Origin of the sequence: Nonomuraea sp. NPDC050022 (assembly GCF_044460705.1) — a bacterium.
Lineage (GTDB): Bacteria > Actinomycetota > Actinomycetes > Streptosporangiales > Streptosporangiaceae > Nonomuraea.
Genome location: NZ_JBITKE010000009.1, coordinates 291,114 through 314,572, shown reverse-complemented (window position 1 = coordinate 314,572; position 23,459 = coordinate 291,114). Strand labels below are relative to the sequence as shown.

The 23,459-nt window shown below is 70.0% G+C and carries 20 protein-coding genes; 11 read left to right on the top strand and 9 right to left on the bottom strand.

Translation table 11 applies throughout. The annotated features are described in order from the left end of the window. Positions 1 to 51 precede the first annotated feature (51 nt). A complete protein-coding gene (locus ACIBO2_RS36645) occupies positions 52 to 786 on the top strand; it encodes a peroxide stress protein YaaA (protein WP_358545005.1) in 735 nt (244 codons plus the stop codon). Here the strand turns inward: ACIBO2_RS36645 and ACIBO2_RS36640 are convergent. Then, positions 776 to 1,597: an NAD(P)H-binding protein gene (locus tag ACIBO2_RS36640; protein ID WP_397302936.1), complete on the bottom strand. Its 822-nt coding sequence runs from the start codon at positions 1,595 to 1,597 to the stop codon at positions 776 to 778. The two genes, ACIBO2_RS36645 and ACIBO2_RS36640, sit on opposite strands and share 11 nt — an antisense overlap. A gap of 105 nt (positions 1,598 to 1,702) precedes the next feature. Then, positions 1,703 to 3,109: an MFS transporter gene (locus ACIBO2_RS36635; protein ID WP_397302933.1), complete on the bottom strand. Its 1,407-nt coding sequence runs from the start codon at positions 3,107 to 3,109 to the stop codon at positions 1,703 to 1,705. A 93-nt stretch (positions 3,110 to 3,202) separates the two neighbouring features. On the opposite strand from ACIBO2_RS36635, the gene ACIBO2_RS36630 reads away from it, so the two are divergent. Beyond that, positions 3,203 to 3,667, top strand: coding sequence for a MarR family transcriptional regulator (locus ACIBO2_RS36630; RefSeq protein ID WP_358545000.1), 465 nt, complete (start codon positions 3,203 to 3,205; stop codon positions 3,665 to 3,667). Between the two features lie 58 nt (positions 3,668 to 3,725). Here ACIBO2_RS36630 and ACIBO2_RS36625 read toward each other — a convergent pair whose 3' ends face one another. From ACIBO2_RS36625 to ACIBO2_RS36615, 3 genes are all read right to left on the bottom strand, one after another. Beyond that, on the bottom strand, positions 3,726 to 5,372 hold the full coding sequence (locus ACIBO2_RS36625; RefSeq protein ID WP_358544999.1) for an RNA polymerase sigma factor: 1,647 nt from the start codon (positions 5,370 to 5,372) through the stop codon (positions 3,726 to 3,728). A 242-nt stretch (positions 5,373 to 5,614) separates the two neighbouring features. Further along, positions 5,615 to 7,708, bottom strand: a complete 2,094-nt coding sequence (locus ACIBO2_RS36620; protein ID WP_358544997.1) for a SpoIIE family protein phosphatase — start codon at positions 7,706 to 7,708, stop codon at positions 5,615 to 5,617. A gap of 194 nt (positions 7,709 to 7,902) precedes the next feature. Further along, a complete protein-coding gene (locus tag ACIBO2_RS36615) occupies positions 7,903 to 8,472 on the bottom strand; it encodes an HhH-GPD-type base excision DNA repair protein (protein WP_397302929.1) in 570 nt (189 codons plus the stop codon). Positions 8,473 to 8,626: 154 nt separating this feature from the next. Here ACIBO2_RS36615 and ACIBO2_RS36610 point away from each other — a divergent pair, with 154 nt between their 5' ends. The 5 genes from ACIBO2_RS36610 to ACIBO2_RS36590 all read left to right on the top strand — a co-directional run bounded on the left by ACIBO2_RS36610 (position 8,627) and on the right by ACIBO2_RS36590 (position 13,037). Beyond that, entirely contained in the window at positions 8,627 to 8,851 is a 225-nt protein-coding gene (locus ACIBO2_RS36610; RefSeq protein ID WP_225288959.1) for a hypothetical protein, read from the top strand. Between the two features lie 123 nt (positions 8,852 to 8,974). Beyond that, positions 8,975 to 10,507, top strand: coding sequence for a hypothetical protein (locus ACIBO2_RS36605; protein ID WP_358545308.1), 1,533 nt, complete (start codon positions 8,975 to 8,977; stop codon positions 10,505 to 10,507). Positions 10,508 to 10,693: 186 nt separating this feature from the next. After that, positions 10,694 to 11,449 carry a 5-oxoprolinase subunit PxpA gene (locus ACIBO2_RS36600; RefSeq protein WP_358544993.1) on the top strand — a complete coding sequence of 252 codons (756 nt, stop codon included), beginning with the start codon at positions 10,694 to 10,696 and terminating at the stop codon, positions 11,447 to 11,449. Between the two features lie 5 nt (positions 11,450 to 11,454). Next, positions 11,455 to 12,165, top strand: coding sequence for an allophanate hydrolase subunit 1 (locus ACIBO2_RS36595; protein ID WP_358544992.1), 711 nt, complete (start codon positions 11,455 to 11,457; stop codon positions 12,163 to 12,165). Further along, positions 12,162 to 13,037, top strand: coding sequence for a biotin-dependent carboxyltransferase family protein (locus ACIBO2_RS36590; RefSeq protein ID WP_397302925.1), 876 nt, complete (start codon positions 12,162 to 12,164; stop codon positions 13,035 to 13,037). The genes ACIBO2_RS36595 and ACIBO2_RS36590 overlap by 4 nt, the downstream gene beginning before the upstream one ends. Here the strand turns inward: ACIBO2_RS36590 and ACIBO2_RS36585 are convergent. Both ACIBO2_RS36585 and ACIBO2_RS36580 read right to left on the bottom strand, forming a co-directional pair. Next, positions 13,006 to 13,854 (bottom strand): PhzF family phenazine biosynthesis protein, encoded by an 849-nt coding sequence (locus tag ACIBO2_RS36585; protein WP_358544988.1) that lies wholly within the window; start codon positions 13,852 to 13,854, stop codon positions 13,006 to 13,008. The genes ACIBO2_RS36590 and ACIBO2_RS36585 overlap by 32 nt on opposite strands. Before the next feature lie 180 nt (positions 13,855 to 14,034). After that, complete coding sequence (locus ACIBO2_RS36580) at positions 14,035 to 15,219, bottom strand: DNA glycosylase AlkZ-like family protein (protein ID WP_358544987.1); 1,185 nt, start codon at positions 15,217 to 15,219, stop codon at positions 14,035 to 14,037. 250 nt (positions 15,220 to 15,469) lie between these two features. On the opposite strand from ACIBO2_RS36580, the gene ACIBO2_RS36575 reads away from it, so the two are divergent. After that, positions 15,470 to 17,521 (top strand): AAA family ATPase, encoded by a 2,052-nt coding sequence (locus tag ACIBO2_RS36575; protein ID WP_358544985.1) that lies wholly within the window; start codon positions 15,470 to 15,472, stop codon positions 17,519 to 17,521. Here ACIBO2_RS36575 and ACIBO2_RS36570 read toward each other — a convergent pair. After that, the gene (locus tag ACIBO2_RS36570) at positions 17,484 to 18,080 is read right to left on the bottom strand and encodes an ATP-binding protein (RefSeq protein WP_358544984.1); all 597 of its coding nucleotides are present in this window, start codon (positions 18,078 to 18,080) and stop codon (positions 17,484 to 17,486) included. The two genes, ACIBO2_RS36575 and ACIBO2_RS36570, sit on opposite strands and share 38 nt — an antisense overlap. Continuing rightward, positions 18,077 to 18,271, bottom strand: coding sequence for a DUF5999 family protein (locus ACIBO2_RS36565; RefSeq protein ID WP_358544982.1), 195 nt, complete (start codon positions 18,269 to 18,271; stop codon positions 18,077 to 18,079). Before ACIBO2_RS36565 ends, ACIBO2_RS36570 begins: the two co-directional genes overlap by 4 nt. Positions 18,272 to 18,627: 356 nt before the next feature. Between ACIBO2_RS36565 and ACIBO2_RS36560 the strand changes: the two genes are divergently transcribed. The 3 genes from ACIBO2_RS36560 to ACIBO2_RS36550 are packed head-to-tail and all read left to right on the top strand — an operon-like array spanning position 18,628 to position 23,455. Beyond that, positions 18,628 to 20,838, top strand: a complete 2,211-nt coding sequence (locus tag ACIBO2_RS36560; protein ID WP_358544980.1) for a LuxR C-terminal-related transcriptional regulator — start codon at positions 18,628 to 18,630, stop codon at positions 20,836 to 20,838. Then, positions 20,835 to 22,367: a sugar ABC transporter ATP-binding protein gene (locus ACIBO2_RS36555; protein ID WP_397302920.1), complete on the top strand. Its 1,533-nt coding sequence runs from the start codon at positions 20,835 to 20,837 to the stop codon at positions 22,365 to 22,367. The genes ACIBO2_RS36560 and ACIBO2_RS36555 overlap by 4 nt, the downstream gene beginning before the upstream one ends. Further along, a complete protein-coding gene (locus tag ACIBO2_RS36550; RefSeq protein ID WP_397302918.1) occupies positions 22,364 to 23,455 on the top strand; it encodes an ABC transporter permease in 1,092 nt (363 codons plus the stop codon). The genes ACIBO2_RS36555 and ACIBO2_RS36550 overlap by 4 nt, the downstream gene beginning before the upstream one ends. Positions 23,456 to 23,459: the final 4 nt, after the last annotated feature.

Genomic DNA, 23,459 nt, shown 5'->3' with positions numbered 1-23,459 from the left:
GCGGGCGGCAGGCTGTGGGCGGTGGGTAGTGGGCATTGACTATGCTGTGGCGTGCTGATTTTGTTGCCGCCCTCGGAGGGGAAGGCCGGTGAAGGCAGCGGTCCCCCTCTAGGGGATCTTTCGTTCCCCGCCCTGGACAGACCGCGCAAACGCGTACTGACCGCGCTCATGAGAGCGTCCAGACGGCGTGACGCCCTCGACGTCCTCGGCCTGTCGCCCGGCCTGGCAGGCGAACTGGCCAAAAACCTGGAGCTCCAAACCGCTCCGGCCCTCCCGGCGGCCGATCTCTATACCGGCGTCCTGTACGAGAAGCTCGGTCTGGGCACCCTGACGGACGAGGCCAGGAAGCGGGCCGAGGAGTCGGTGCTCATCTTCTCCGGCCTCTGGGGCGTGTTGCGGATCACCGATCGCGTCCCGCCGTACCGGCTGTCGATGGGGGTGACTCTGCCGGTGCTGGGTGGGCTGGCCGCGTTCTGGCGGCCCACGGTGTCCAAGGAGCTGGAGCGCCTGGACGGGCTGGTGGTCGATCTGCGTTCGGCCACCTACGCGGGAGCCTGGCAGCCCGGGGAGCGGTCTGTGGCGGTACGGGTGTTCCGCGATGGCAAGGTGGTCAGCCACATGGCGAAGGCGACCCGGGGTGAGATCGCCCGCACCCTGCTGGAGACCGGGGCGGATCCCGCCACACCCGGCGAACTGGCCGCGCTCCTCACCGGCCACGGCCACACGGTCCACCTGATCGAGCCCACCCGGCCCAACCGCCCCTGGACCCTCGACGTCAACCTGTGAAGTCACCCAGGTGATCCGCCGCCCAGGCCGCGAACGTCCGGCCGGGGCGGCTGATCAACCGCTCGACGTCCGTGGTGATCTCGACCGGCACGCCGTCGTTGGACTGCCACCAGTCCAGCAATGGCTCGGCGAACTGCTCGGGGATGTAGTCCGCCATCTCCGCCTTCCACTCCTCCCGCGTGACGTTCCTGATGGTGATGTCCCTGCCGGTCACGTGGCCGAGGATGGCGATCTGCTCGGCGAAGGTGATCGATTCGGGCCCGGTCAGCAGGTACGGCCGGCCGCCCAGGGCCGGCTCGGTGAGCACGGCGGCGGCCGCCTCGGCGATGTCGGCCTCGTGGATGGGGTCGTTGTGCGAGTTGGGGTACGGCAGGCTCACCGGCTCGCCGGCCTTGACGGGCCAGGACCAGCCCAGCGCGTTGCCGGCGAACGAACCCGGGCGCAGCAGCGTGCTGCGGACGGGCGTGGCGGTCAGGGCCCGTTCCACGTCCAGGTGGGACTTGGCCAGGGGGCTGGCCTCGGGGTTCGGGCCGAGCACGGAGGAGGACGACAGCAGCACGATGTGCTCGACTCCGGCCTCGGTCGCCTCCTTGACGAAGGCGTCGATGTGCGACGGTTCGGCGTACAGGAAGACCGAGGTGACACCGGCCAGGGCGGCGGGGAACGTCGCGGGGTCACTGAGGTCGCACGTGGCGATCGACGGGTCGCCGGGCTGGCGGGAGGCCGGGCGGACGGGCAGGCCGCGGCGACGCAGGATGGCGATGAGCTCAGTGGCGACGGCGCCACGCGCGCCGGTAACAAGGGTGGTCATATCGGGAAATGCCTTTCTGGTGATGATTCTGGGGCTTTGTAGGCAGGCCGCTTGGGTCATGGTGTGGCTGAACGCGTTGTCACGGCTGAGCTCTGTATGGCGTTCTCAGTGGTGGCGCGGCTGAGCCTTGCGCGGCAGGAGCCACACCAGGGCGCAGCAGGCGATCACGGCGACGACCACGACGAGCAGGCTGCCGGTCGCGGCCTCCATCTGATCGCCGGTACGGAAGTAGACGGTGGTCACGGCCGCGGCGCCGATGGCGTTGGCCAGCTGCTGAACCGCGGAGAGCGACCCGCTGGCGCTGCCGGCCTCACGCGGGTCGATGTCACCCAGGGTGACGTCATAGATGGTGCCGAAGCAGGTGCCCATGCCCAGCCCGATGACCAGCGCCGCCAGGACGAGCGCCCAGGCGCCGTCCACGGCTCCGGAGACGACGGCCAGCAGCCAGCTGGTGCCGATCAGCGCGATGGTCAGACCGATGGTGATCAGCGTGCGGCCGAGCCGGTCGATGAGCCGGTGGCAGGCCACCGAGGCGATGACGATGCCCACCGCCACCGGGGCCAGGCCGAGCGCCGCCTGTACGGGCGTGAAGCGCAGGCCGTACTGCATGAACAGCACGAGCACGTACAGCAGGCCAGACACGGCCGCGAAGAAGACCATGCCCAGGACCAGGCCGGCGGTGAAGCCGCGGTTGCGCAGGAGCGACGGCTCGATCAGCGGGTTGGTGGCGGTGCGCTGGCGTACGCAGAACAGGCCGAAGAACACCAGCCCGCCGGCCAGGCACAGGATCGGGACGAGCCGCCACCCATGGGCCGAGCCGTCGATCAGGCCGTACAGGAGACCCACCATGGTCACCGCCAGCATCCCGGCGCCAACACCGTCCACACCGGATCCACTGGAGCGATCACCGGGAGCGTCGGCGGGCAGAAGCCGGGTGGCGGCGACGATCGCGGCGCCCCCGAGCATGATGTTGATCAGGAACATCGACCGCCACCCCAGGCCGAACAGGTCGGCCTCGATCAGAAAGCCCGCCACCACCGGCCCCCCGACCGAAGAGACGCCAAGCGCGGGGGCGAACACGCTGAAGGCCTTGCCAAGCTGATCACGGGGAAAGACGGCCCCCAGGATGCCGAACCCCTGGGGGATCATCAGCGCCCCGAACCCGCCCTGCACCAGCCGGGCACCGATGAGCACACCGGGACTGACCGCCAGCCCGCAGGCGACGGACGCGAGCGTGAAACCGGTGATGCCGAGAAGGAAGAGGCGGCGGCGGCCGTAACGGTCGCCGAGCCGCCCGCCGACCACCAGCAGGACCCCGAGCGCCAGCGCGTACGCGGCGCCGAGCCACTGGATGAGGGCCGCTCCCCCGCCGAGGTCGGCCGCGATGGTGGGGGCGGCGACGTTGGTGATCGTCGCGTCGAGCAGGTCCAGGACGGCGGCGGCGATGATGACGCCCAGGACGGCCCACCGCCGGTCCGCCTGGACGGGTGAGGCACGGATGAGTGCGGACATGCGGATCCCCTCGATAGAATGCGTACGTGACACAAAGAGTGCGCCACGCAAAGATTGTGTGACGCACATAAATATGAGGTACGGAGCAACCTGGTGTCAAACCGAGCGGAAACGCTGAAGCGGATCATCGACGAGAGCCAGCGGCACTATGCGGCATATGCGCTGTTCAATCAGGCGCTGGCCGACCATCTGGGCATTCACCCGACAGACCTGCAGTGCGTGGCACTGCTGGACCTGGAGGCAGGGCCGGTGAGCACCGGGGAGATCGCCCGGCTGACGGGCCTGACGCCCGGCTCCGCCACGCGCCTGGTGGACCGGCTGGAGAAAGCGGGTCTCGTCGTACGGCACACCGATCCGGCGGACCGCAGGCGGGCGCTGGTCGCCCTCGCCCCCTCGGCCCAGGCCAGGATCGGTGCTGCCTGGGAGACGCCGGGCAAGGCGTTCGCCGAGGTGATGGAGACGTATTCGGACGCGGAGCTGGCCGTGATCGCCGACTACCTGCGCCGGGCCGGCGCCGTCGGCCGCGCCCAGGCCGAACGCCTCAGCAAAGGGGCATGAACGCACCTGGCCCCGCACAGTCGGAGCTGGGCGGGGCCAGGGGTGAAACGATCTTCCGTTAGTCCAGGTAGTCGCGCAGCACCTGGGACCGGGACGGGTGACGCAGCTTGGACATCGTCTTCGACTCGATCTGCCGGATGCGCTCACGCGTCACCCCGTAGACCTTGCCGATCTCGTCGAGTGTCTTCGGCTGCCCGTCGGTGAGGCCGAACCGCATCGACACGACGCCCGCTTCCCGCTCCGACAACGTGTCGAGAACGGAGTGCAGCTGCTCCTGGAGCAGCGTGAAGCTGACGGCGTCGGCCGGCACGATGGCCTCGGAGTCCTCGATGAGGTCACCGAACTCGCTGTCGCCCTCCTCACCGAGGGGGGTGTGCAGCGAGATGGGCTCGCGACCGTATTTCTGGACCTCGACCACCTTCTCGGGGGTCATGTCCAGCTCGCGGGCCAGCTCTTCCGGCGTGGGCTCCCGGCCGAGGTCCTGCAGCATCTGCCGCTGAACCCGGGCCAGCTTGTTGATCACTTCGACCATGTGGACCGGGATGCGGATGGTCCGCGCCTGGTCGGCCATGGCGCGGGTGATCGCCTGCCGGATCCACCACGTGGCGTAGGTGGAGAACTTGTAGCCCTTGGTGTAGTCGAACTTCTCGACCGCGCGGATCAGGCCGAGGTTGCCCTCCTGGATCAGGTCCAGGAACAGCATGCCGCGTCCGGTGTAGCGCTTGGCCAGCGAGACCACCAGACGGAGGTTGGCCTCCAGCAGGTGGTTTTTGGCCCGGCGGCCGTCCTCGGCGATCCACTCGAGCTCGGCCCGGACGTCGACCGGCAGACCCTCGGTCTCGCCGCCGCCCAGCTGCTCCTCGGCGAACAGTCCCGCCTCGATGCGCTTGGCCAGCTCGACCTCCTGCTCGGCGTTGAGCAGGGGGACCTTGCCGATCTGCTTGAGGTAGTCCTTGACCGGGTCGGCGGTGGCGCCGGCGGCGGCCACCTGCGCGACCGGCGCGTCATCGTCGTCGTCGGAGAGGATGAGGACTTCGTCCTCGGTCTTCTCCGTGGCGGCGACGGCTGCCACGTCGGCGGCCTTGGGCTCTTCCTCGGTGTCGTCGTCGGAGTCGCCCTCGGAGTCGGAGTCGTCCGCGGCGACGATCTCCTCGTCCTCGACCTCGATGTCTTCGAGGTCCTCGAGCTCGACGTCTCCCTCGAGCTCGATGTCCTCGTCGTCGTCGACGCCCTCAGGGCTCTTCGGCTTGGTCTCGGCAGGCCCAGCGCTCTTCGGCTCGGCCTTCTTGGCGGGCACGGCCGCCTTCTTCGCCGCCGGAGCGGCCTTCTTGGCGGGAGCCGCCTTCTTGGGGGCGGGCTCGGCTTCGGCGGCGCCCACGACCGCGGTCACGGTCTCAGGCTGCTGCTCTTTGGCGGCCGCTGCGGCCTTGGTCTTGACGGGGGCAGCGGTACGGCGCTTTGCTGGACCACGAGACTTTTTCGGCGCAGCCGAATCCGCGGCGGTCACCACCACGGTCACGCCCTCTTTACTGAGGTTCCGCAAAAATGCGGCGGCGTGAGACATGGGGATGTCCGCCTCCTCGAAGGCCTGACGGACATCCTCAGACTCGAGGAAACCCTGCGAGCGCCCACGCTCGAGCAGTCGCTGAATGACGGGCTCGTTCAGCTCTTGTGGCTTCGAGCGAGTCGAACTTGCAGGCGACACGAACACCTCTCGAACGAACGCGTGGCGACAATGGACCCAGATGCCCGCTGGGGGGCTGTTGCCTCTCTCGGAGAACGATGCGGCCGTGCGGATCGCGACGGACCTGTCCAGCATTCTGGCACGACCACGCACTCCATACGGCCACCTCCCGGCGGTTGACCTCCACCCTAGGCCGACCCAGACAGTAGTGCGTACGTAAGCGCGGCACTGATACCCGAAAGCAACCCTTATGACTGATTCATTCAGTCACTCTTCGTGGCGGGCGGCACGTGGATAGCCAGGGCGGTAACGTCATCATCCTGTTCATATCCAGACAACATCCGGTCAACCAGGAAGTCCAGCAACATGTGCGGACTACTGACCACCTCAGGCGGCGCTTCGGTCACAACACTGCAAAGCTCTGCGAGTCCTGCGTCCAAACCGCGTTTCCGGTTCTCCACCAAGCCGTCTGAGTAGAGCACGGCGGTGTGTCCAGGCGGCACCACGAACCGGAACTGCCGGCGGCTGGTCGGCCAGCCGAGCGGCGTGCCCGGCTCGACGTCGCCCAGGACCGCGGTGCCCTGCGGGGAGACCAGGACGGGCGGCGGATGACCCGCCAGAGCCAGCGTGCCCTCGCCGGTGACGGGCTCGACCACCATGTAGGCGAGGGTCGTGACCTGCTCCTCCTCCTCGGTGGCGTCGAAGACTCGGTCGAGGCCGGTGAGCACGGCCGCGGGCGGCGGGTTGGTCAGCGCCAGGGCGCGCATGGCGTTGCGGATGCGGCCCATGCCGGCCGCGGCCTTGACGCCCTTGCCCATGACGTCGCCCACGACCGCCGCGACCCGGCCGTCCTGCAGCACGAAGGCGTCGTACCAGTCGCCGCCGACCTGCACGTGACGGCTGCCCGAGCGGAACCGCTGGGCCAGCACCAGGCCCTTGACCACCGGCAGGCGGTCGGGCAGCAGGCTGCGCTGGAGCGTCTCGGCGGTGCGGTGCTCGCGTTCGAACAGCGTGGCCCGCTCCACGGCGAGCGCGCACTGCCCGGCGAGCGCCTCCAGGAAGACGCCGTCCTCCTGGGAGATCTTCTGCGGCCTAGTGAAGGAGAAGCGCAGCGCGCCCAGCGCCCGCCCGGCCGCCAGCAGCGGCAGTCCGACCCAGGCCCGCTCGTCACTGTGCGTGAGATAATTGGTCAGCACCTGCTCGTCGCCACCGGCTTCGAGAAGCTGCGATTTCAGCCTGTCGGGCGACTCGGCGAAGACCGGCCGGCGGCTGTTGACCGCCATCGTCATCACGCTGGAGGAGGAGAGCGGGATCTCCTCGCCGAGCGTGTCGGACGCCTCGGGGACGCCCTCGCCGTTGATCAGCTTGAGCGCGGCGCGGTCGGGGTCGAGCAGCGCGACCGCGGAACGGTCGGCGGCCAGGGCGGTGCGGCCGACGTCGATGATGACCTGCACCACCTGCTCGACGGTGAGCGCCTCGGCCAGCTGGGCGGTGGCGCCCTGCAGTCGCGCGGTGCGCAGGGCCGCGGCGCCGAGCTGGTCGGTCAGCCTGCCGCGCATCTCCTCGGCCTCGCGCTGCGGGGTCACGTCGGTGTTGGCGCCGACCCACTCCACGACCCTGCCGTGCCTGATGATGGGCACGGCCCGCACCTCGAAGTGGCGGTAACCGCTGGCCCGGGTGCGCACGCGATAGTTCCACTCGAACATGGTGCGGCCGCGCAGCGCCTCCTTCCAGGCTTCCTCGGTCTGCTGGCGTTCCTCCGGATGCACGGCCTCCAGCCAGCCCAGGGCGAGGTATTCCTCCAGCCCCTGGCCGGTGATGGCGCGCCACTGCGGCGCGTCCTCCACCACCGTGCCGGTCGGCGAGGTGATCCAGACGAGCTGCGACTGCGCCTCGACCAGCGAGCGGTAGCGCTCCTCGCTGCGGCGCAGGTCCTCTTCGATCTGGCGGCTCTCGGTCACGTCGAGGCCGATGAGCGCGATCGCCCGCAACTCGCCCGCGTCGTCGTGCACCGGCGAGAACGACAGCGACCAGTGCCTGGTCTCCCCCTCGGACGAGCGCACGCGTACGCGGCTCTCGGTGACTGGAGAGTCGCTCTCGGTGACGGCCTGGACCGCATGGGTGATGAGCTGGCTGAGGTCGGCCGTCAGCGTCTCGGCGGGCGAGCGGCCGACGAGCCGCTCGGCGGGTACGCCGACGACCTCGGTGAACACGTCGTTGACCAGTTGTACGTGGCCGGCGGCGTCGAAGAACGCGAAGGCGAACTCCGCCTCCGACAGCATGCCCTTGAAGAGGGCGGAGTCTGAGATGTCCACATCCGACTCCCGGGGACGGGGAACGGAGGTCTCGGCGCTCATGGTCGGCACCTCCGTCGCGTGCCAGGGTCTCCCACGCGGCACATCTCCATAACTGTGTATCGGCGTAGCGCAGCTCCGGGCGACCGGATTCTGCAGTACATCATCGGCGATGGGCAGGCGCGGACGGAAGCCCCGGCCGCCATACGGTCAACGCATCCTGTCAAAATCGCTCCACGTTGCGCAGCAAGATCAGGCTACTTGGGCTTGGCCGCGCGCTTGGCCTCCTGCTTGGCGGCCCGAACGCGACCCAGTGTGTCGGCGTCGACCACATCCGCTACCGAACGCAACGACCCCTCCTCGCCATAGGGTCCAGCCGCCTCGCGCCATCCTGGCGGTTGAACCCCCATTTGCTTGCCGAGCAATGCCAAAAATATCTGAGCCTTCTGCTTGCCGAAGCCGGGAAGTCCCAGGAGCCGGTTGAGCAACTCTTTGCCGTCGGCGACGTCACTCCAGACCCGCTCGGGATTGCCGTCGTAGTGCTCCACGAGGTAGGCGGCCAGCTGCTGGACCCGGTCCGCCATCGCCTTGGGGTAGCGGTGCACGGCCGGCTTGGCGGCCAGCAGCGCGGCGAACTCCTCGGGATCGCGAGCCGCGATCTCCTCCGCCGTGAGGTCGTGCCCGAGGCGTTCGGAGATGGTGTGAGGCCCCGTGAACGCCCATTCCATCGGGATCTGCTGATCGAGCAGCATGCCGACGAGCAGGGCGAGCGGACTTCGGCCGAGGAGATCGTCGGCCTCCGTCCGCTGGGCGAGCTGGATGCGCATGGGAACAGCTTCGCACGAATGCGGTTCCGAAGAAGCGAACACAAGCGTTGTGGAGGCTTGACACTCAGCCGAGAAAAGATGAAATGGGAGCGCAAGTCGCCCTGCATCCATTCCCTGGGGGTTTGCCCCGGGGCTCCAGAGGAATCTCACATCTATGCTCGCTCTGGCCACACGCTTCCTCAGGGAGCCGGTCAGTCTCAGGCTGGCCGAAGAGTTCCTGACCATACCCGTGGACACCATCGACCGCTGCGTGTCCGACGTCTGCGCCTGCGCGCAGCACCTCGGCATCTCCCCGACGCCCGATGTCATCGAACGCATCGCCCGCGAACATCTACTGGCGATCGTGAACTCCGCACCGCCGCCCCGGACTCCCCGATAACATCGGGGTCACCAGGCCGCGTTCTACGCACCGTTTCGGCCTGGAATGCGAGAGAGTGAGGGCGTGCGCCGACACCGACGAGATCCCCGGGAGAGCACCCCACCAGACGATGTGTTCAAGGAGATGGTGCAGGCGGCTCGCGAGCTTCTGGCCGTGCGCAGCCCTCTTGACGCGGAGCTGATGGTCTCCGACATGATCGGAGCCTGGTGGGGCAGGCGCGTCAGGGGTGGTGATGTCGAACAGGTACTCGGCGAGGGTCTTGTCGACTACGCCGCCAAGGCCGGCACTCCGGCGTCGCTGACGCTGCTCATCTGCCTGGCCTATCTCGGCACGGCCCGCCAGGGCGCCAAGGCGGAGGGCGCGGCGCTGGCGATGATGGAGTCGGGCGTGGCCCGGCCCGGCTGGGCCGACCGGGTGGGCGCGGTCAAGCCGACTGGCTGCTACGTCTCCCGCGACGCCTACGGCGACCAGGACACCGTGATCTGCACGTTCGGCTACCGCTGGAGCGAGGGCCCCCGCGATGAGCAGGCGGGCGGCGAGACGCCGGCGACCTTCGAGCGCGAGCAGGACCGGCACGCGCTGGTCATGGTCGTCGACCACAACATGTCGGGCATGGCGCGCGACGCCTGGGTCTCCTCCCAGGTCGACACGCTGCTGGACAAGGCACGGGTCGAGGCGGCCGGCAACCCGATGCTGCTGTTCGAGGAGATCGAGCCCCAGCAGGCCAGGGCGCTGCTGGAGTCGGCCATGAAGGCCACCAGGGAGCCGAAGACCCCGCCGCCGGTCAGCGACAGCTACAGCGCCTACCACGCCTTCGCCCGCGCCCGGCTCAAGGCCCTCCCGCCGGGCCGCAAGCGCCCCGCTCCCCTGCACATCGAGGCTCCCTACAGCCGCGAACGGCGGGCGATGCTGGCCGCGGAGTTCCTCGCCTCCGACGCGGCCGAGCACCTGTCCGACCCGTCGGCGGCCTCGCGGTGCGCCGACCACATCATCGACTACGGCTGCGAGCAGGACTTCAACCGGCCGCTGCGGGTGAGCCCGACCAAGTGCGAGACGTTCCTGCTCGACTGGCTGCCGCGCAAGGTGATGTTAAGCGTGGCCGAGCAGGAGGCCATGCCGCACGTACTGTCGGCGTGGATCCGCTTCGCCGCCCGCCGCACCGGCCTGCCCGACACGGGGCTCAAGGACACGCTGGACGCCGTGTGGGAGGCGACCGGCAAGTTCCCGGAGGCCTACCGGGATCCGACCTCGTTCGGCCTGGACCGGCCGCTGCTGGAGCGGCTGCTGCCGGACGGCGACCTGTCGGCGCTGGCCAGGCGGGCCTTCGCCTTCCCGTTCCTGCAAGGCGTGCACGGCGGCATCGACCTGGACGCGCTCAATCCGGCCGACGAGGCCGACCGGCGTACCCTCCTGGAGATCGACCACGTCGGCGCCATCGACGAGGAGCACCTGGCCTGGCACGAGGAGATCGCCGCGCGGCTGTGGGACGGGGACCCGCCGCAACTGTGGGAGGCGGCCCAGCGGCTGCTCGACCTCGGTCACGACCGCCACGACGTGCTGCACGTGCTCATCGAGATCGCCGAGCGCATCGGCGGCGACCCGGACGAACTCGCCTCCGCCCTCGACGACATCGCCGACATCCCTGACGAGATCTAGCGCGCCGTACGCCCGCCCCGCCGTCTGGTGCGCGAGGTACGGCCGCCTTGATTTAGCGCGACGTACACCCGGCTCGCCAGATACGCCCGCCTTGCCCTCTGGAGCGGCGTACGCCCGTGTCACCGCGGGCCGGCGTCCGTGACCCCGTCGTCGCGCTGAGGTGGCCGTTACCGCCATGATGGGAGCATGGTGATCGACCTCAACGCGGATCTGGGCGAGGGCTTCGGCGTCTGGCGGCTGGGCGACGACCTGGCGCTGCTCGACATCGTCACGAGCGCGAACGTCGCCTGCGGATTCCACGCCGGCGACCCGGTGACGATCAGGCGCACCTGCGCGGCCGCCGTGGACCGGGGTGTGGCGATCGGGGCGCAGGTGTCCTATCGCGACCTGGCCCACTTCGGGCGCAGGGAGATGGACGTCGAGCCGGAGGAGCTCTGCGCCGAGGTGCTCTACCAGCTCGCGGCCGTCGACGGCATCGCGCGGGCCATGGGCGGCCGGGTCTCCTACGTCAAGCCGCACGGCGCGCTCTACAACCGCATCTGCCGCGACGAGGAGCAGGCCGCCGCGGTGATCGAGGCCGTGGCCGACTACGACCCCTCCCTGCCGGTGCTCACACTGCCCGGCTCGGTGGTGCACGGGGCGGCCGCCGCCGAGGGCGTGCCGACGATCACCGAGGCGTTCGCCGACCGTGCCTACACGGCCGCCGGGACGCTGGTCTCGCGGCGCGAGCCCGGAGCGGTGATCCACGATGTCGCCACGGTCTCCGCCCGCGCCGTGCGAATGGCCGTCGAGGGCCGGGTGACCGCCGTGGACGGCAGCCCGGTGTCGGTCTCCGCCCGGTCCATCTGCGTGCACGGGGACACACCCGACGCGGTACGACTGGCGCAGGCCGTACGCGATGGGCTGCTGGAGGCGGGAGTGGTTCTGCAGGCCTTCGCATGATCCGGATGGCCGGGGAGCACGGGCTGCTCGTGGAGACGGGGTCACTGGCCGTGTCGCACCGGCTCGACGCGGTGCTGCGTGCCGCGCGGCCCGCTGGGGTGGTGGAGATCGTGCCGGGGCCCGAGACGGTGCTGGTGGTGGCGCCGGGAGCGGACCAGGGGCGGCTGCGGTCGCGGCTCGACGAACTGCTCGGCGAGGCGCTCAAGCCCGGAGGGCCTGGCGAGGTGGTCGAGTCCCGGGAACCTGGCGAAGTGCTCGGGTCCCCGGAGCCTGGCGGGGCGCCCGAGTCCCGGGAGCCTGGCGGGGCCTTGTCCGGGGCCGCTGGGGGCGGAGTGCGGGAGGTCGTGGTCATTCCCGTTGTCTATGACGGGGAGGATCTCGATTCCGTGGCCGAGCTGGCCGGGATGTCGGTGGACGATGTGATCGCGCGGCACACCGGGCGGGAGCTGGTGGTGGGCTGGCTGGGGTTCGCGCCGGGGTTCGCGTATCTGACCGGGCTGGATCCGGCGCTCCACCTGCCACGGCTGGCGACGCCGCGCACGTCGGTGCCCGCCGGTTCGGTGGCGATCGCCGGTCCCTACGCCGCGATCTACCCCACCGCCTCGCCGGGCGGGTGGCGGCTGCTGGGCCGTACGACGACGCGGATCTGGGACGTCGACGCCGACCCGCCGTCGCTGTTCCGGCCCGGGACCCGCGTACGGTTCGAGCCGGCATGATCGAAGTGCTCGCGCCGGGCCCCTACGCGACCGTCCAGGACCTGGGCCGCCCCGGCTACGCGCACCTGGGCGTGCCACGCTCCGGCGCGGCCGACGAGGCGAGCCTGCGGCTGGGCAACCGGCTCGTCGGCAACCCCGAGGACGCGGCGGGGATCGAGCTGACGTACGGAGGGGCGCGGCTGGCGTTCCGCTCGGGCGCCTGGGTCGCGGTCACGGGCGCGCCCTGCCCACTGATCGAGCCTTCGCCCACCACAGTGGTGGCCGGGATGAATGTGCCGTTCTGGGTTCCGGCCGGGAGTGAGTTGCGGTTCGGGGCACCCGTATGGGGGTTGCGGACCTATCTGACCGTTCGGGGCGGGATCGCCGTCGAGCCGGTGCTCGGCAGCCGTTCCACGGATTCGCTGTCCGGGCTCGGCCCGGTGCCGCTGCGCCAGGGGACCGTGCTCCCGGTGGGCGGCTCCGGCGGCCTGGTGGAGATCTCGGTGGATCTGGCACCCGCCGGGGAGCCACCGCCCGCCGTACTACGGATCGTGCCGGGGCCGCGCGACGACTGGTTCGCGCCGGACGCGCTCGCCGAGCTCTGCGCCGAGCCGTACGAGGTGAGTCAGGACAGCAACCGCGTGGGAGTACGCCTGCACGGCCGGGAGCTGGCGCGGACGCGCGAAGGCGAGCTGCCCAGTGAGGGCATGGTGACAGGGGCGGTGCAGGTGCCGCCGAGCGGGCAGCCGATCATCTTCCTCACCGACCACCCGCCGACCGGCGGCTACCCGGTGATCGGCGTGGTGCGGTCGGCGGACCTGCCGATCGCCGCCCAGCTCCGGCCGGGTGACGGCGTGCGGTTCACAGTTCGACCTGGCCGACGACGCACGTGACACTGGAGCCGCCCACCCAGACCACCGGCTCCGGACCGTCCTCGGGGCTCTGGCCGGTGGTGATGTGGACGCGTCCGGCGCGACCCAGCATGGTGCCCTGGCCGGCCACGTAGGGGGCCGTGACGCGGCCGGTGCGCAGTAGCCACTGGGCGACCGAGGCGTTCAGGCTGCCGGTCACCGGATCCTCGACCGTACTGCCGTTGACCGGGAAGAACGCCCGCAGCTCGAGCGCGAGCGGCGACCCCGGCGGGTAGGGGCCCACCACGCCCAGGTCGATGTCGACCGGGCCGGGGCGCAGCGCGAGCACCTCGTCCGCGCTCCGCAGCAGCACCGCCACCCAGCCGGGCCCGTTGTCGGCCCACTCGGCGTCGACGATCTCGTCGCGGCCGATGCCCAGCATGCCCGCGATGCGCTCGACGAGCGACTCGTCCACCGCCCCCGACCGCAGTAGCGCGGGCGCGGCGAACGCCAGCCCGCCATCCGTCCCGCGCAACGTCACCAGCCCGGCGCCGCACTCCTGCACGACCGTCTCCGGCTCCTTCGGTGTGCCTCCGTTCTCCAGCCATGCGTGGCAGGTGCCCAGCGTGGGGTGCCCGGCGAAGGGCAGCTCGCTCGTCGGGGTGAAGATCCGCACCCGGTAGTCGGCGCCGGGAGCGGTGGGAGGCAGGACGAAGGTGGTTTCGGACAGGTTCGTCCAGTGGGCGAACCGCTGCATCTCCTCGGTGCTCAGGCCGTCGCCGTCGAGGACCACCGCGAGCGGGTTTCCCTGGTACGGCGTGGCGGTGAAGACGTCGACTTGGCGGAAGGTGCGCAACATACGTCAAGTATCTACTCAAGCCCCCGAACGTCCTGATCACGCCGCCTACCGCCTACCTGGCCCAGGCGGTGCGGCTCGACGGCCGGCGATCCCAGCCCGCACTCATGAACGGCCGGCCATCCCAACCCACACCCGCCATCAGTTCTCGGGCGGGGTGGGAGATCGCTCCCACACCCGCCATTAGTCCTCAGGCGGGGTGGCGGTGAGGAGGGCGCGGACGCGGGAGAGCGCGTCGTCGAGCAGGCTCTCGGGGACGGGCTCGAACAGGTCGGTCGTCATTCGCCCGTTCTTGGCCTCCCAGACCCCCGCGACCCGCCCCCGGTGCACGATGACCGGCGAGATCCAGCCTGCCTGGCGGCTGACCTTGGGTTTGGCGGCGGCGGGGAGCAGCGGTGTGAGGGTGCGGGGGGCGGCCAGAATGTACTGGTCGAAGCCCGGCAACAGGTGCACGTCCTCGGACGGCTCGGTGGCGGCGAGCTCGTCGAGCTGCTCGGTGAGCGCGAGCAGCGTGTGCCCGTCATCGGTCTCGATCTCGGTCAGCTCCGGAGCCAGGTCGCGGAACCAGCCCTTGAGCACCGCCTTCCTGGCCACGCCCCCGAACAGCCAGGTGTCGAACATCTCCGGCGTCGCCGGCCCATGCGCGCCGAGGAAGGCCCGGGCCAGCCGCACGCCTGCCTCCTCGTACGGCGGCAGCTCCGACGGCCAGCCGGGCAGCCAGGCGCGAGGGGCGGTGAAGGTCACCCTGCCGTCGCGGGGTGGGCCGTAGCAGAGCTCGCCGAGGCGGGCGAGCGGCTTGAGCAGGGCGCCCCAACCGGAGGTCAGCGCCGCACGCAGGTGCTCGTCACCGGTGACCTCGACGACGGCCTCGACCAGCTCCTCCCGAGTCAGCGCGGGGCTTGGCGACGCGTCCGGGGTCAGCGCCGGGTCAGGGGAGGCGTCCCGGGTCAGGGCCGGGGACGCGGGTCGGGATGTTCGCAACGCTTCGGGGACCGCCTCGATGATCGCGGCGATCTCCGCCGCCGTGACGCCATGGCCGCGTTGCCAGTAGCCTTTCTCCCAGGTCCGCAGCGTGGCCAGCGCCGCGCAGTAGTCGGCCAGCTCGTCGGCGGGCAGCAGGTGCAGGGTGCCGCGCATGATCCACGTCTTGACCAGCGTGCGCTCCTCCCACAGCGCCCGGCCGATCCCGCCCGGGTCGGGCCGCGCGCTCCGCACCGCCACGGCCAGCTGCGCCGAGGAGGCGACCTGGGTCTGCACGCCGCACAGCCGGCGCGTGATCGCCACCGCGTCGCTCCCGTCGGCAGCGCTCACGAACTGCCTGCGCAGGCGCCAGGCGAGGATGTTGGGCCAGGTCAGCTGGATCGTCACGGCTTCACTTCTACACCGGCGCTACGACAGTTCCCCCAAGCCCCCCAGAGAGGCCACTGGTGCGGCGGGAACGATTCGGGCATAACCTGATTGATGACGGCTCAGACCTGACGGCAATGAAAGCCTGAGCCGCTGGAGCAGTCATGACTGAGGTGGCATCGCACGTCGGCGATCGTCAACACGCCTCGGACGGCCTGAACGCATCATGATCCAGGCAGAGCGCGGTCGTACGGTCCGGGCCCGTCCTCGCATGGAAGGGTCCAGCTTCGTCGGGCGCAGGCACGAGCTGGCCGCGGCCAGGAGAGGGCTGTCTCAGGCCCGGTTGCTGACCCTGACCGGCACCGGCGGTGTCGGCAAGACCCGGCTGGCGCACCGGGTCGCGGAAATCCTTCAGGGCGCCTACAAGGACGGCGTGGAGGTCGTCGAGCTGGCCACTCTGGAGGCCGGCCATCTGCTGGAGCCGGTCGTCGCCGGGGCGCTAGGACTGCGCGAGGCGGGACCCGACCCCATGGCCGCGCTGGTGGACCACCTGTCGGACAAGCGGATGCTGCTGGTCCTGGACAACTGCGAGCACCTGCTCGACGACTGCGCCCGCTTCGTGGCCCGGCTGCTGCGGGGCGCTCCCCGGGTGCGGATCCTGGCGACCAGCAGGCAGACGCTCAGTGTGTACGGCGAGCAGGTGCTGCAGATCTCGTCCCTGTCCGTGCCGGGCTCCAGCCGCCCCCTCAGCCACATCGCCCGGCAGGATTCGGTGCGCCTCTTCGTGGAGCGGGCGGCGAGTGCGGCGCCCGGCTTCTCCCTGGACACGAGCAACGCGGCGACCGTGGCCCGGCTGGCCCGGCGTCTGGAGGGGATCCCGCTGGCGATCGAGCTGGCCGCGGTGCAACTGCGCGCCTTGCCCTTGGAACAGCTGGCGCGCGAGCTGGACGAGCGCTTCGAGGTGCTGGCGACGGGGAGCCCCGCCGCGCTGCCCCGCCATCAGACGCTGCGCGCGACCATGGACTGGAGCTTCCGCCTGTGCTCACCGGCGGAGCGGCGGCTGTGGACCCGGCTGTCGATGTTCCCCGGCGGGGTCGACCTGGATGCCGCCGAGGCGGTGTGCTCGGGCGAGGGGATCTCCCCCGCCGAGGTGATCGATCTGGTGACCGGGTTGGTGGACAAGTCGATCCTGGTCTGCGAGCGGTGGGAGGCCGGGCTCAGGTATCGCATGCTGGAGAGCATCCGCGCGTACGGGTGCGAGCAGTTGTCGCCCGCCGAGAGGCGCGTACTGTGCCGGCGCTACATCGACCACTACCGCGATCTGGTCGACCGGCACCAGATCGACGAGATCGTCCCGGACCAGGCCGAGCGATACCTGCGCCTGCGGCAGGAGCTGCCCAACGTGCGCGTCGCACTCGAGCTGTGCCTCAGTGAGCCACGCCTGGCTCACGTGGGACTCGAGACGGCGTCGAGGCTGTGGTGCTTCTGGCTTCTGGCGGGCGCACTCACCGAGGGCCGCTACTGGCTGGAGCGCGCCCTGGAGCTGGTGCGTACGCCCGACAGCGCGCGGGCGACGGCGCTCTGGGTGGACAGCATGCTCGCCCTGCGCCAGGGCGACCTGGCGGCGGCAGTGCCGAGACTGCGGGAATGCCACCTCATCGCCCGGCAGCAGGGGAACGAGGCCGTCCTGCCGTTCGCCATCCGGACCTCCGGTGTCGCGGCGTTCTCCACGGGTGACACCCAGCGTGGCCTCGCGCTCCTGGAGGAGTCGCTCGCCCTCTTCAGGGCCGCCGGAAACGTTCACGGCGTCGTGCTCAACCTGTACTACGCGGCGACGTACGGCTCGATCGAGAACCCGGAGCGGGCCGTCCGGCTGGGCGAGGAGCTTCTGGCGCTGTGCGAGACCCATCACATGGTGGTGTCCCGCGGGTACGCCCAGCTGGCGCTCGGTATCGCCTTGTGGAACCTGGGTGACTACCCACGAGCAGACGCGCTGGTGAGAGCGGCCGCCGAGTTGACCGAAGAGGTCAACGACCGCTGGTGCCTCACGCAGTGCCTGGAGGTGCTGGCGTGGATCGCCGGTGCGCGTGGGGAGCATGAACGGGCCGCCCGGATGCTGGGGGCGGCGCACTCGCTGTGGCAGGCGGCGGACGCCTCACCCACTCGGCTGTGGTACCACGCGAAATGGCACGAGCGCTGCGCGGAGCAGGCCCGCAAGACGCTGGGGAATCGGGCGTTCGCGGCGAGCTTCCGAGACGGGACGCGACTCGGCGTGGAAGGCGTGCTCACCTGTGATGTGCTGACTTGTGCGGGGAAGGACTGAATCCGTCAGACTTCGCGGCGCAGTCGGCGGAGAGTTCGAACCAGACGGTTTTCCCACTGGGCGCGGATTCACTGCCCCAGCAGCAGGCCAGCAGGTCGATCAGGTCCAGTCCGCGGCCGTGCTCGTCGCCCGGCGTGGCCTGGTGGAGACAGAGCGGCGCGGTGCCCGCGTCCTCGACCTCGCCGCGCAGCAGGCCGTCACTGGCGTAGAGGGTGAACCGGTGCGGTCCCGGCGCATGGCGCAACGCGTTGGTGACGAGCTCGCTGACCAGGAGCTCGGCGACCTCGGCCAGCTCATCGAGCCCCCATGCGGCGAGACGGGCACGGGTGAGACGTCGCGCCTCGGGCACCGAGGACATGCCCGGGGAAAGCGACCAGGAGGCGACCTCCATACCGGAGAGGTGGCCGGAGCCGGTGACCAGCTCCCCGAGGCGCCGGATGCCGGCCTTGAGGCGGTCCCAGACCGGCGTGTGGCTGTCCCAGGGCATGACCCTGTCCCCCGGGTCGTCCTGCCAGAGTGTGCTCTCGGTCATGAGCGCGGATCCGGAGTTCTGGTTCATGCTGCCCGTCCGAGGTGGCAGTAGTGGGCGGGAACGCTACGCCCGTCGGGCAGGATCTCACCGTTGTCCTCGAAGACCACCACGCCGTTGCACAGCAGACCCCACCCCTGCTCGGGATGGAAGGCCACCAGGCGCGCGGCCTCGCGGTCACAGCCGTATGCGGATGGGCACCGAGGCTGGTGCTGACACATGATCATTCCTTGGTTCGGTCGCCGCTGTCACGACGTTCTTTGCTGACAGAACCAGCATGCGCATGCGGACCGTGGATGTAGGACGGGATAAATGCCCGGATGATTACCCGTTCCTACCTACGTAGGTAACCAGCGCGTAGGTATGGAGCGGCTATCATCGCAGGTCAGGACGCCATCAGCTGGGTGACCGCTCACACCGGGCGCACCGAACTCGCGCGGCCGAGATGAGTTAGCCTGAAATTGTCATGGGGACGATGACACGGCGGCAAGCGGGGAACCTGCCAGCCGAATTGACGAGTTTCGTTGGTCGTCGGCATGAGCTAACCGAGACCAAACGTCTGCTTTCCGCTGGCCGGATGGTGACGTTGACCGGCGTCGGCGGAGTGGGCAAGACACGGCTGGCGCTGAGGGTCGCCGCGGAGATGTCACGGGCCTTCCCTGACGGGGCGTGGTTCATCGATCTGGCGCCGCTGGTGGCCGAAGAGCTGCTCACGGAGACCATCGCCGACACGATCGGCTGCCGCCAGCCGAACGTGGCCGCGCTGTCGGAGCATCTGCTCAACAAGCGCCTGCTCTTGGTGTTGGACAACTGCGAGCATGTGCTGAACGAATGCGCCATCCTGTCCAGCAAGCTGCTCTCCGCGACGACCGAGCTGCACATTCTCGCGACCAGCCGGCAGTCGCTCCAGGTGCCGAGTGAGCACCTCCTGGAAGTGCCGCCGTTGACCGTATACGGGACGGGCGATGCGATGGTCGCGACCCCCGACGCGCGCTACGAGGCGGTGAGACTGTTCGAGGACCGTGCGGCGGCCGTCGTGCCGGGTTTCACCGTCGATGCCGCCAACAGCGTGGCGGTGACGCGGCTGTGCCAGCGGCTCGACGGGATTCCGCTGGCCATCGAGCTCGCGGCGGTGCGCATGCGGGCATTGTCCGTCGACCAGATCCTCGAACGGCTGAACAACCGGTTCCGGTTGCTGGCGACGGAACGCTCGGTCGCGGTGCCCCGCCAGAAGACGCTGCGGGCGTTGGTGGACTGGAGTCATGACCTGTGCTCGCCTGAGGAACGGCTGCTGTGGGAACGGCTGTCGGTGTTCTCCGGCGGCTGCGATCTGGAAGCGGTCGAAGAGGTGTGCTCGGGCGACGGGATCGCCCGGGAGGACATCCCCAGCCTGCTGATAGAGCTGGTCGACAAGTCGATCCTGCTGCGGAAGACGCAGGACACCGGCGTACGTTTCGAGATGCTGGAGACGCTGCGCCAGTACGGTTGGGAACGGCTCACCGATTCCCGCCAGGAGACGACGCTTCGGCTGCGGCATCGCGACTGGTGCCGCGAGTTGGCCGCGCGGGCGGAGGCCGAGTGGTTCGGCGAGAGCCAGATGGAATGGCTCGTCCGGATCCGTCAGGAGCAGGCCAACGTACGGGGGGCGCTGGAATTCTGCTTGACCGAGCCGGGCCAGGCCTGGGCCGCCCTCGAGATCGCCGCCGCGATGTGGAGCCACCGGCTTTCGTGGAGCTCCCCCAGCGAAGGACACCACTGGCTGGAGCGGGCGCTGGCCCAGGAGCCCCGCCCCATCGCCGCGCGGGCCAAGGCCCTGTGGGTCGACGCGTGGCTCCTGCTGCTGCAGGGCGACCTCTCCGCCGCACAACCACTGCTGCTGGAGTGCCGTGCGCTGGCCGAGCGGCTGGGTGATGAGGCGCAACTCGCCGGCGCGCTGCACATCACCGGTTTCTCCGCGCTGCTGGCCGGAGACTTCGCCCGATCGTTCGCTCTCCTGGAAGAGGCCCTGGTCCGCCGCCGCGCCCTCGGCCACCGGGGTCATTCATGGGTCGCCCTCTTCCAGCTGAGCATGGTCACCGTGGTCATGAACGATCCCCGCTCGACGGCGCTCTGCCAGGAGGCCTTGGAGACATCCCAGAAGGCGCACGCGGACTGGTCCGTGTCCTACGCGTTGTGGATCACGGCCCTGGACCGGTGGCGGCACGATGATCCTGACACCGCCATCGCCATGATGCGCGACGCGCTGCGGTTCAAGCTGCGGTGCAACGACCATTTCGGCATCGCAGAAGGCCTGGAAGGGCTCGCCTGGATCATCGCCGACCAGCATCAGGACGGCCGCGCCGCTCAACTGCTGGGCGCCGCGCACATGGTCTGGCGCTCGATCGGGACCTCGCTCTCCGGACTCGGGCATCTGGCGGGTCTCCACGGCCGATGCGAGGCCCGGCTACGACAGAGCCTCAGGAACGAAGGGTTCACCGCGGCCTTCACGCGCGGCTCTGAGTTCACGCTCGACCAGGCCGTCGCCTACGCGCTGGAGGAGAAGCCGGGCAGAGGTACCGCGAGCCCCCCGCCCGAATCCGACGTCGCGTCCGTCCTGACCCGCAGAGAGCGAGAGATCGCCGAACTGGTCGCTCAAGGGCTGAGCAACAAGGAGATCGCGGAGACCCTGGTGATCGCCCAGCGCACCGCCGAAGGCCATGTCGAGAACATCCTGCGCAAGCTGAGTTTTACCTCCAGATCGCAGGTCGCCAAAGCCTGGAGCTCGCGACAGCAGGTCGGTAGACCGTGACCGTTCTCGCGGGTCCGGCGTCACGGACCGCCTCGGAGCCGCTCATCCGCATCCGTGGAGTGGGCAAGCGATTCGGCGGCACCACCGCGCTGGAAGGGGTGGATCTCGACCTCCACCACGGCGGCATTCTCGCCCTGCTCGGACAGAACGGCGCCGGAAAGTCGACGCTGATCAAGATCCTGGCCGGGGTCTATCGCGCCGACGAAGGTGAGATCGAGGTGGCCGGCCATCCGCTGGGCAGCCAGGCCGCCTCCCGCGGCATGTCGTTCGTCCACCAGGACCTCGGCCTCGTGGAGTGGATGAGCGTCGCCGAGAACATCGCCCTCGGCACCGGCTATCGCCGGCGCGGCGGTCTCATCTCCTGGCGCGGGGTACGCGAGCGCTGCGTGGCGGCTCTCCGATCCGTCGCGATCCGCCTCGACCCCGATGAGCGGATCGCCGGCCTCACCCGCGCCGAGCGGTCGCTCGTCGCCATCGCCCGCGCGCTGGCCGCCGAAACCGAGATCATCGTCCTCGACGAGCCGACCGCGAGCCTGTCCGCGCCCGACCGCGCCCGCCTGTTCGACGCTTTGCGCGCGCTACGTGACCGAGGTCACGGGATCGTGTACGTGAGCCACCGGCTCGACGAGGTGCGTGAGATCGCCGACAGGGTCGCGGTCCTGCGCAACGGGCGGCTCGTCAGCCAGGGGACCCTCACCGGCGGCGATTCCACCACCCTCGTACGTGACATCGTCGGCCGCGAACCGACGACCCACCGGCGCCCGAACCGCGACTTCGGAGAGGTGGTGCTGAGCCTCACCGGCGTACGCACCGGGCAGGCCGGCCCGATCAGCCTCGACCTGCGGGCCGGTGAGGCCATCGGTCTCGTCGGCCTCACCGGTGCCGGGCACGTGGATCTCGGCCGCGCTCTGGCCGGCGCGCACCCCATCCTCGCCGGCCACATGCTGCTCGACGGGCGGCCCTATGGTCCACGGTCGGTGTCGGCGGCCGTCGACGCGGGTGTCGGCCTGGTGACGAGCGACCGGCAGGAGGAAGGCGCCGCCCCGAGCCTCAGCGTCCGCGAGAACTTCCTGGCCAACCCCAGGGCACACGGCCGATCACCACTGAGCTGGATCCGGCCCCGCGCGGAGCGCGCCGAGGCGGCGGCGCTCGTCGCGTGCTTCGGCGTCCAACCCGCGGATGCCGAGGCGCCTCTTTCCACTCTGTCCGGCGGAAACCAGCAGAAGGTCATGATCGGCCGCTGGCTCGGCACGAACCGCCATGTCCTGATCCTCGAGGAGCCGACGGCCAGTGTCGATGTCGGCGCCAAACCCGAGATCTACCGACTCCTCGACGAAGCCCTGGCCGGCGGGCTGGCGGCCATCCTCGTCTCCACCGACTTCGAGGAAGTCGTGAACGTGTGTGATCGCGCCCTCATGTTCGTCCGGGGGACAGTGACCACCGAGGTGGCCGGTGCGGCCCTCACGGTCACCGCTCTCACCCACGCCGCGTCGGCCGCGCCCGCTGTCACTGGTGCGAATCCCCGATGACCACGAGAGCCCCGCGCCGGCGGCGCACCGCCGGTCACTTCATCGGCAGCTACGGACTACTCGCTCTGACGATCATCCTGTTCGTGGTGTTCTCGCTCGCCCTGCCGGACACCTTTCCCACGATGGCCAACCTGACGTCGATCCTCTCGACTCATTCGATCACCGCGATCCTGGCGCTGGGCGCGATGATCCCCATCGTCACGGGGAAGTTCGACCTGTCCATCGGCTATGGCCTCGGGCTCGGACACGTCGTGACCTTGCAACTCATCATCGCCGGCGGCTGGCCATGGCCCCTGGCCTGTCTCGGCGTGCTCATCGGCGGCGCGCTCGTCGGCGTGATCAACGGTCTCCTCGTCGAGTTCGCCAGGATCGACTCCTTCATCGCCACCCTGGGCACCGGCAGCGTGCTGTACGCCATCACGGGCTGGACGACCAAGGGCGCCAGGATCGTGCCCGGCCCGCAGGGTCTTCCGCCCGCCTTCACCGGCATATCCGACTCGACGTTCCTGGGCCTGCCCGCTCCCGCGTTCTATGTGCTCGTCCTCGCCGCGGTGCTCTGGCTCGTGCTCGAACGGCTCCCCGTCGGCCGGTACCTGTACGTCATCGGCTCGAACCCGCGGGCCGCCGACCTGATCGGCATCCCGACCCACCGGTACGTCGTCTACGCCTTCGTGGGCTCCGGGCTGGTCACCGGCTTCGCGGGCGTCCTGCTCGCCGCTCAGCAGCAGATCGGCAATCCGAGCGTCGGGATCGACTATCTGCTGCCGGCGTTCGTCTCGGCCCTGCTCGGCTCCACCGCGATCAGGCCCGGACGGGCCAACGCGCTCGGTACCGTCGTCGCCGTCGCCGTCCTCGCGATCGGCCTGTCGGGCATCGGTCAGCTGGGGGCGGACTTCTGGGTGACGCCGCTGTTCAACGGGGTCACCCTGCTCATCGCGGTCGGGCTCGTCGGCTACGCGGCCCGGCGCCGGCTGTACGCGGGACCGGCCGCGGCACGCCGCACGCCACCGCCCGCGCCTCCATACGAGCCCGCCGCCACACCGTCCCGTGACCCATCGCCACCGCGAACCCTCCCACCTGCGGGGTAAGGAT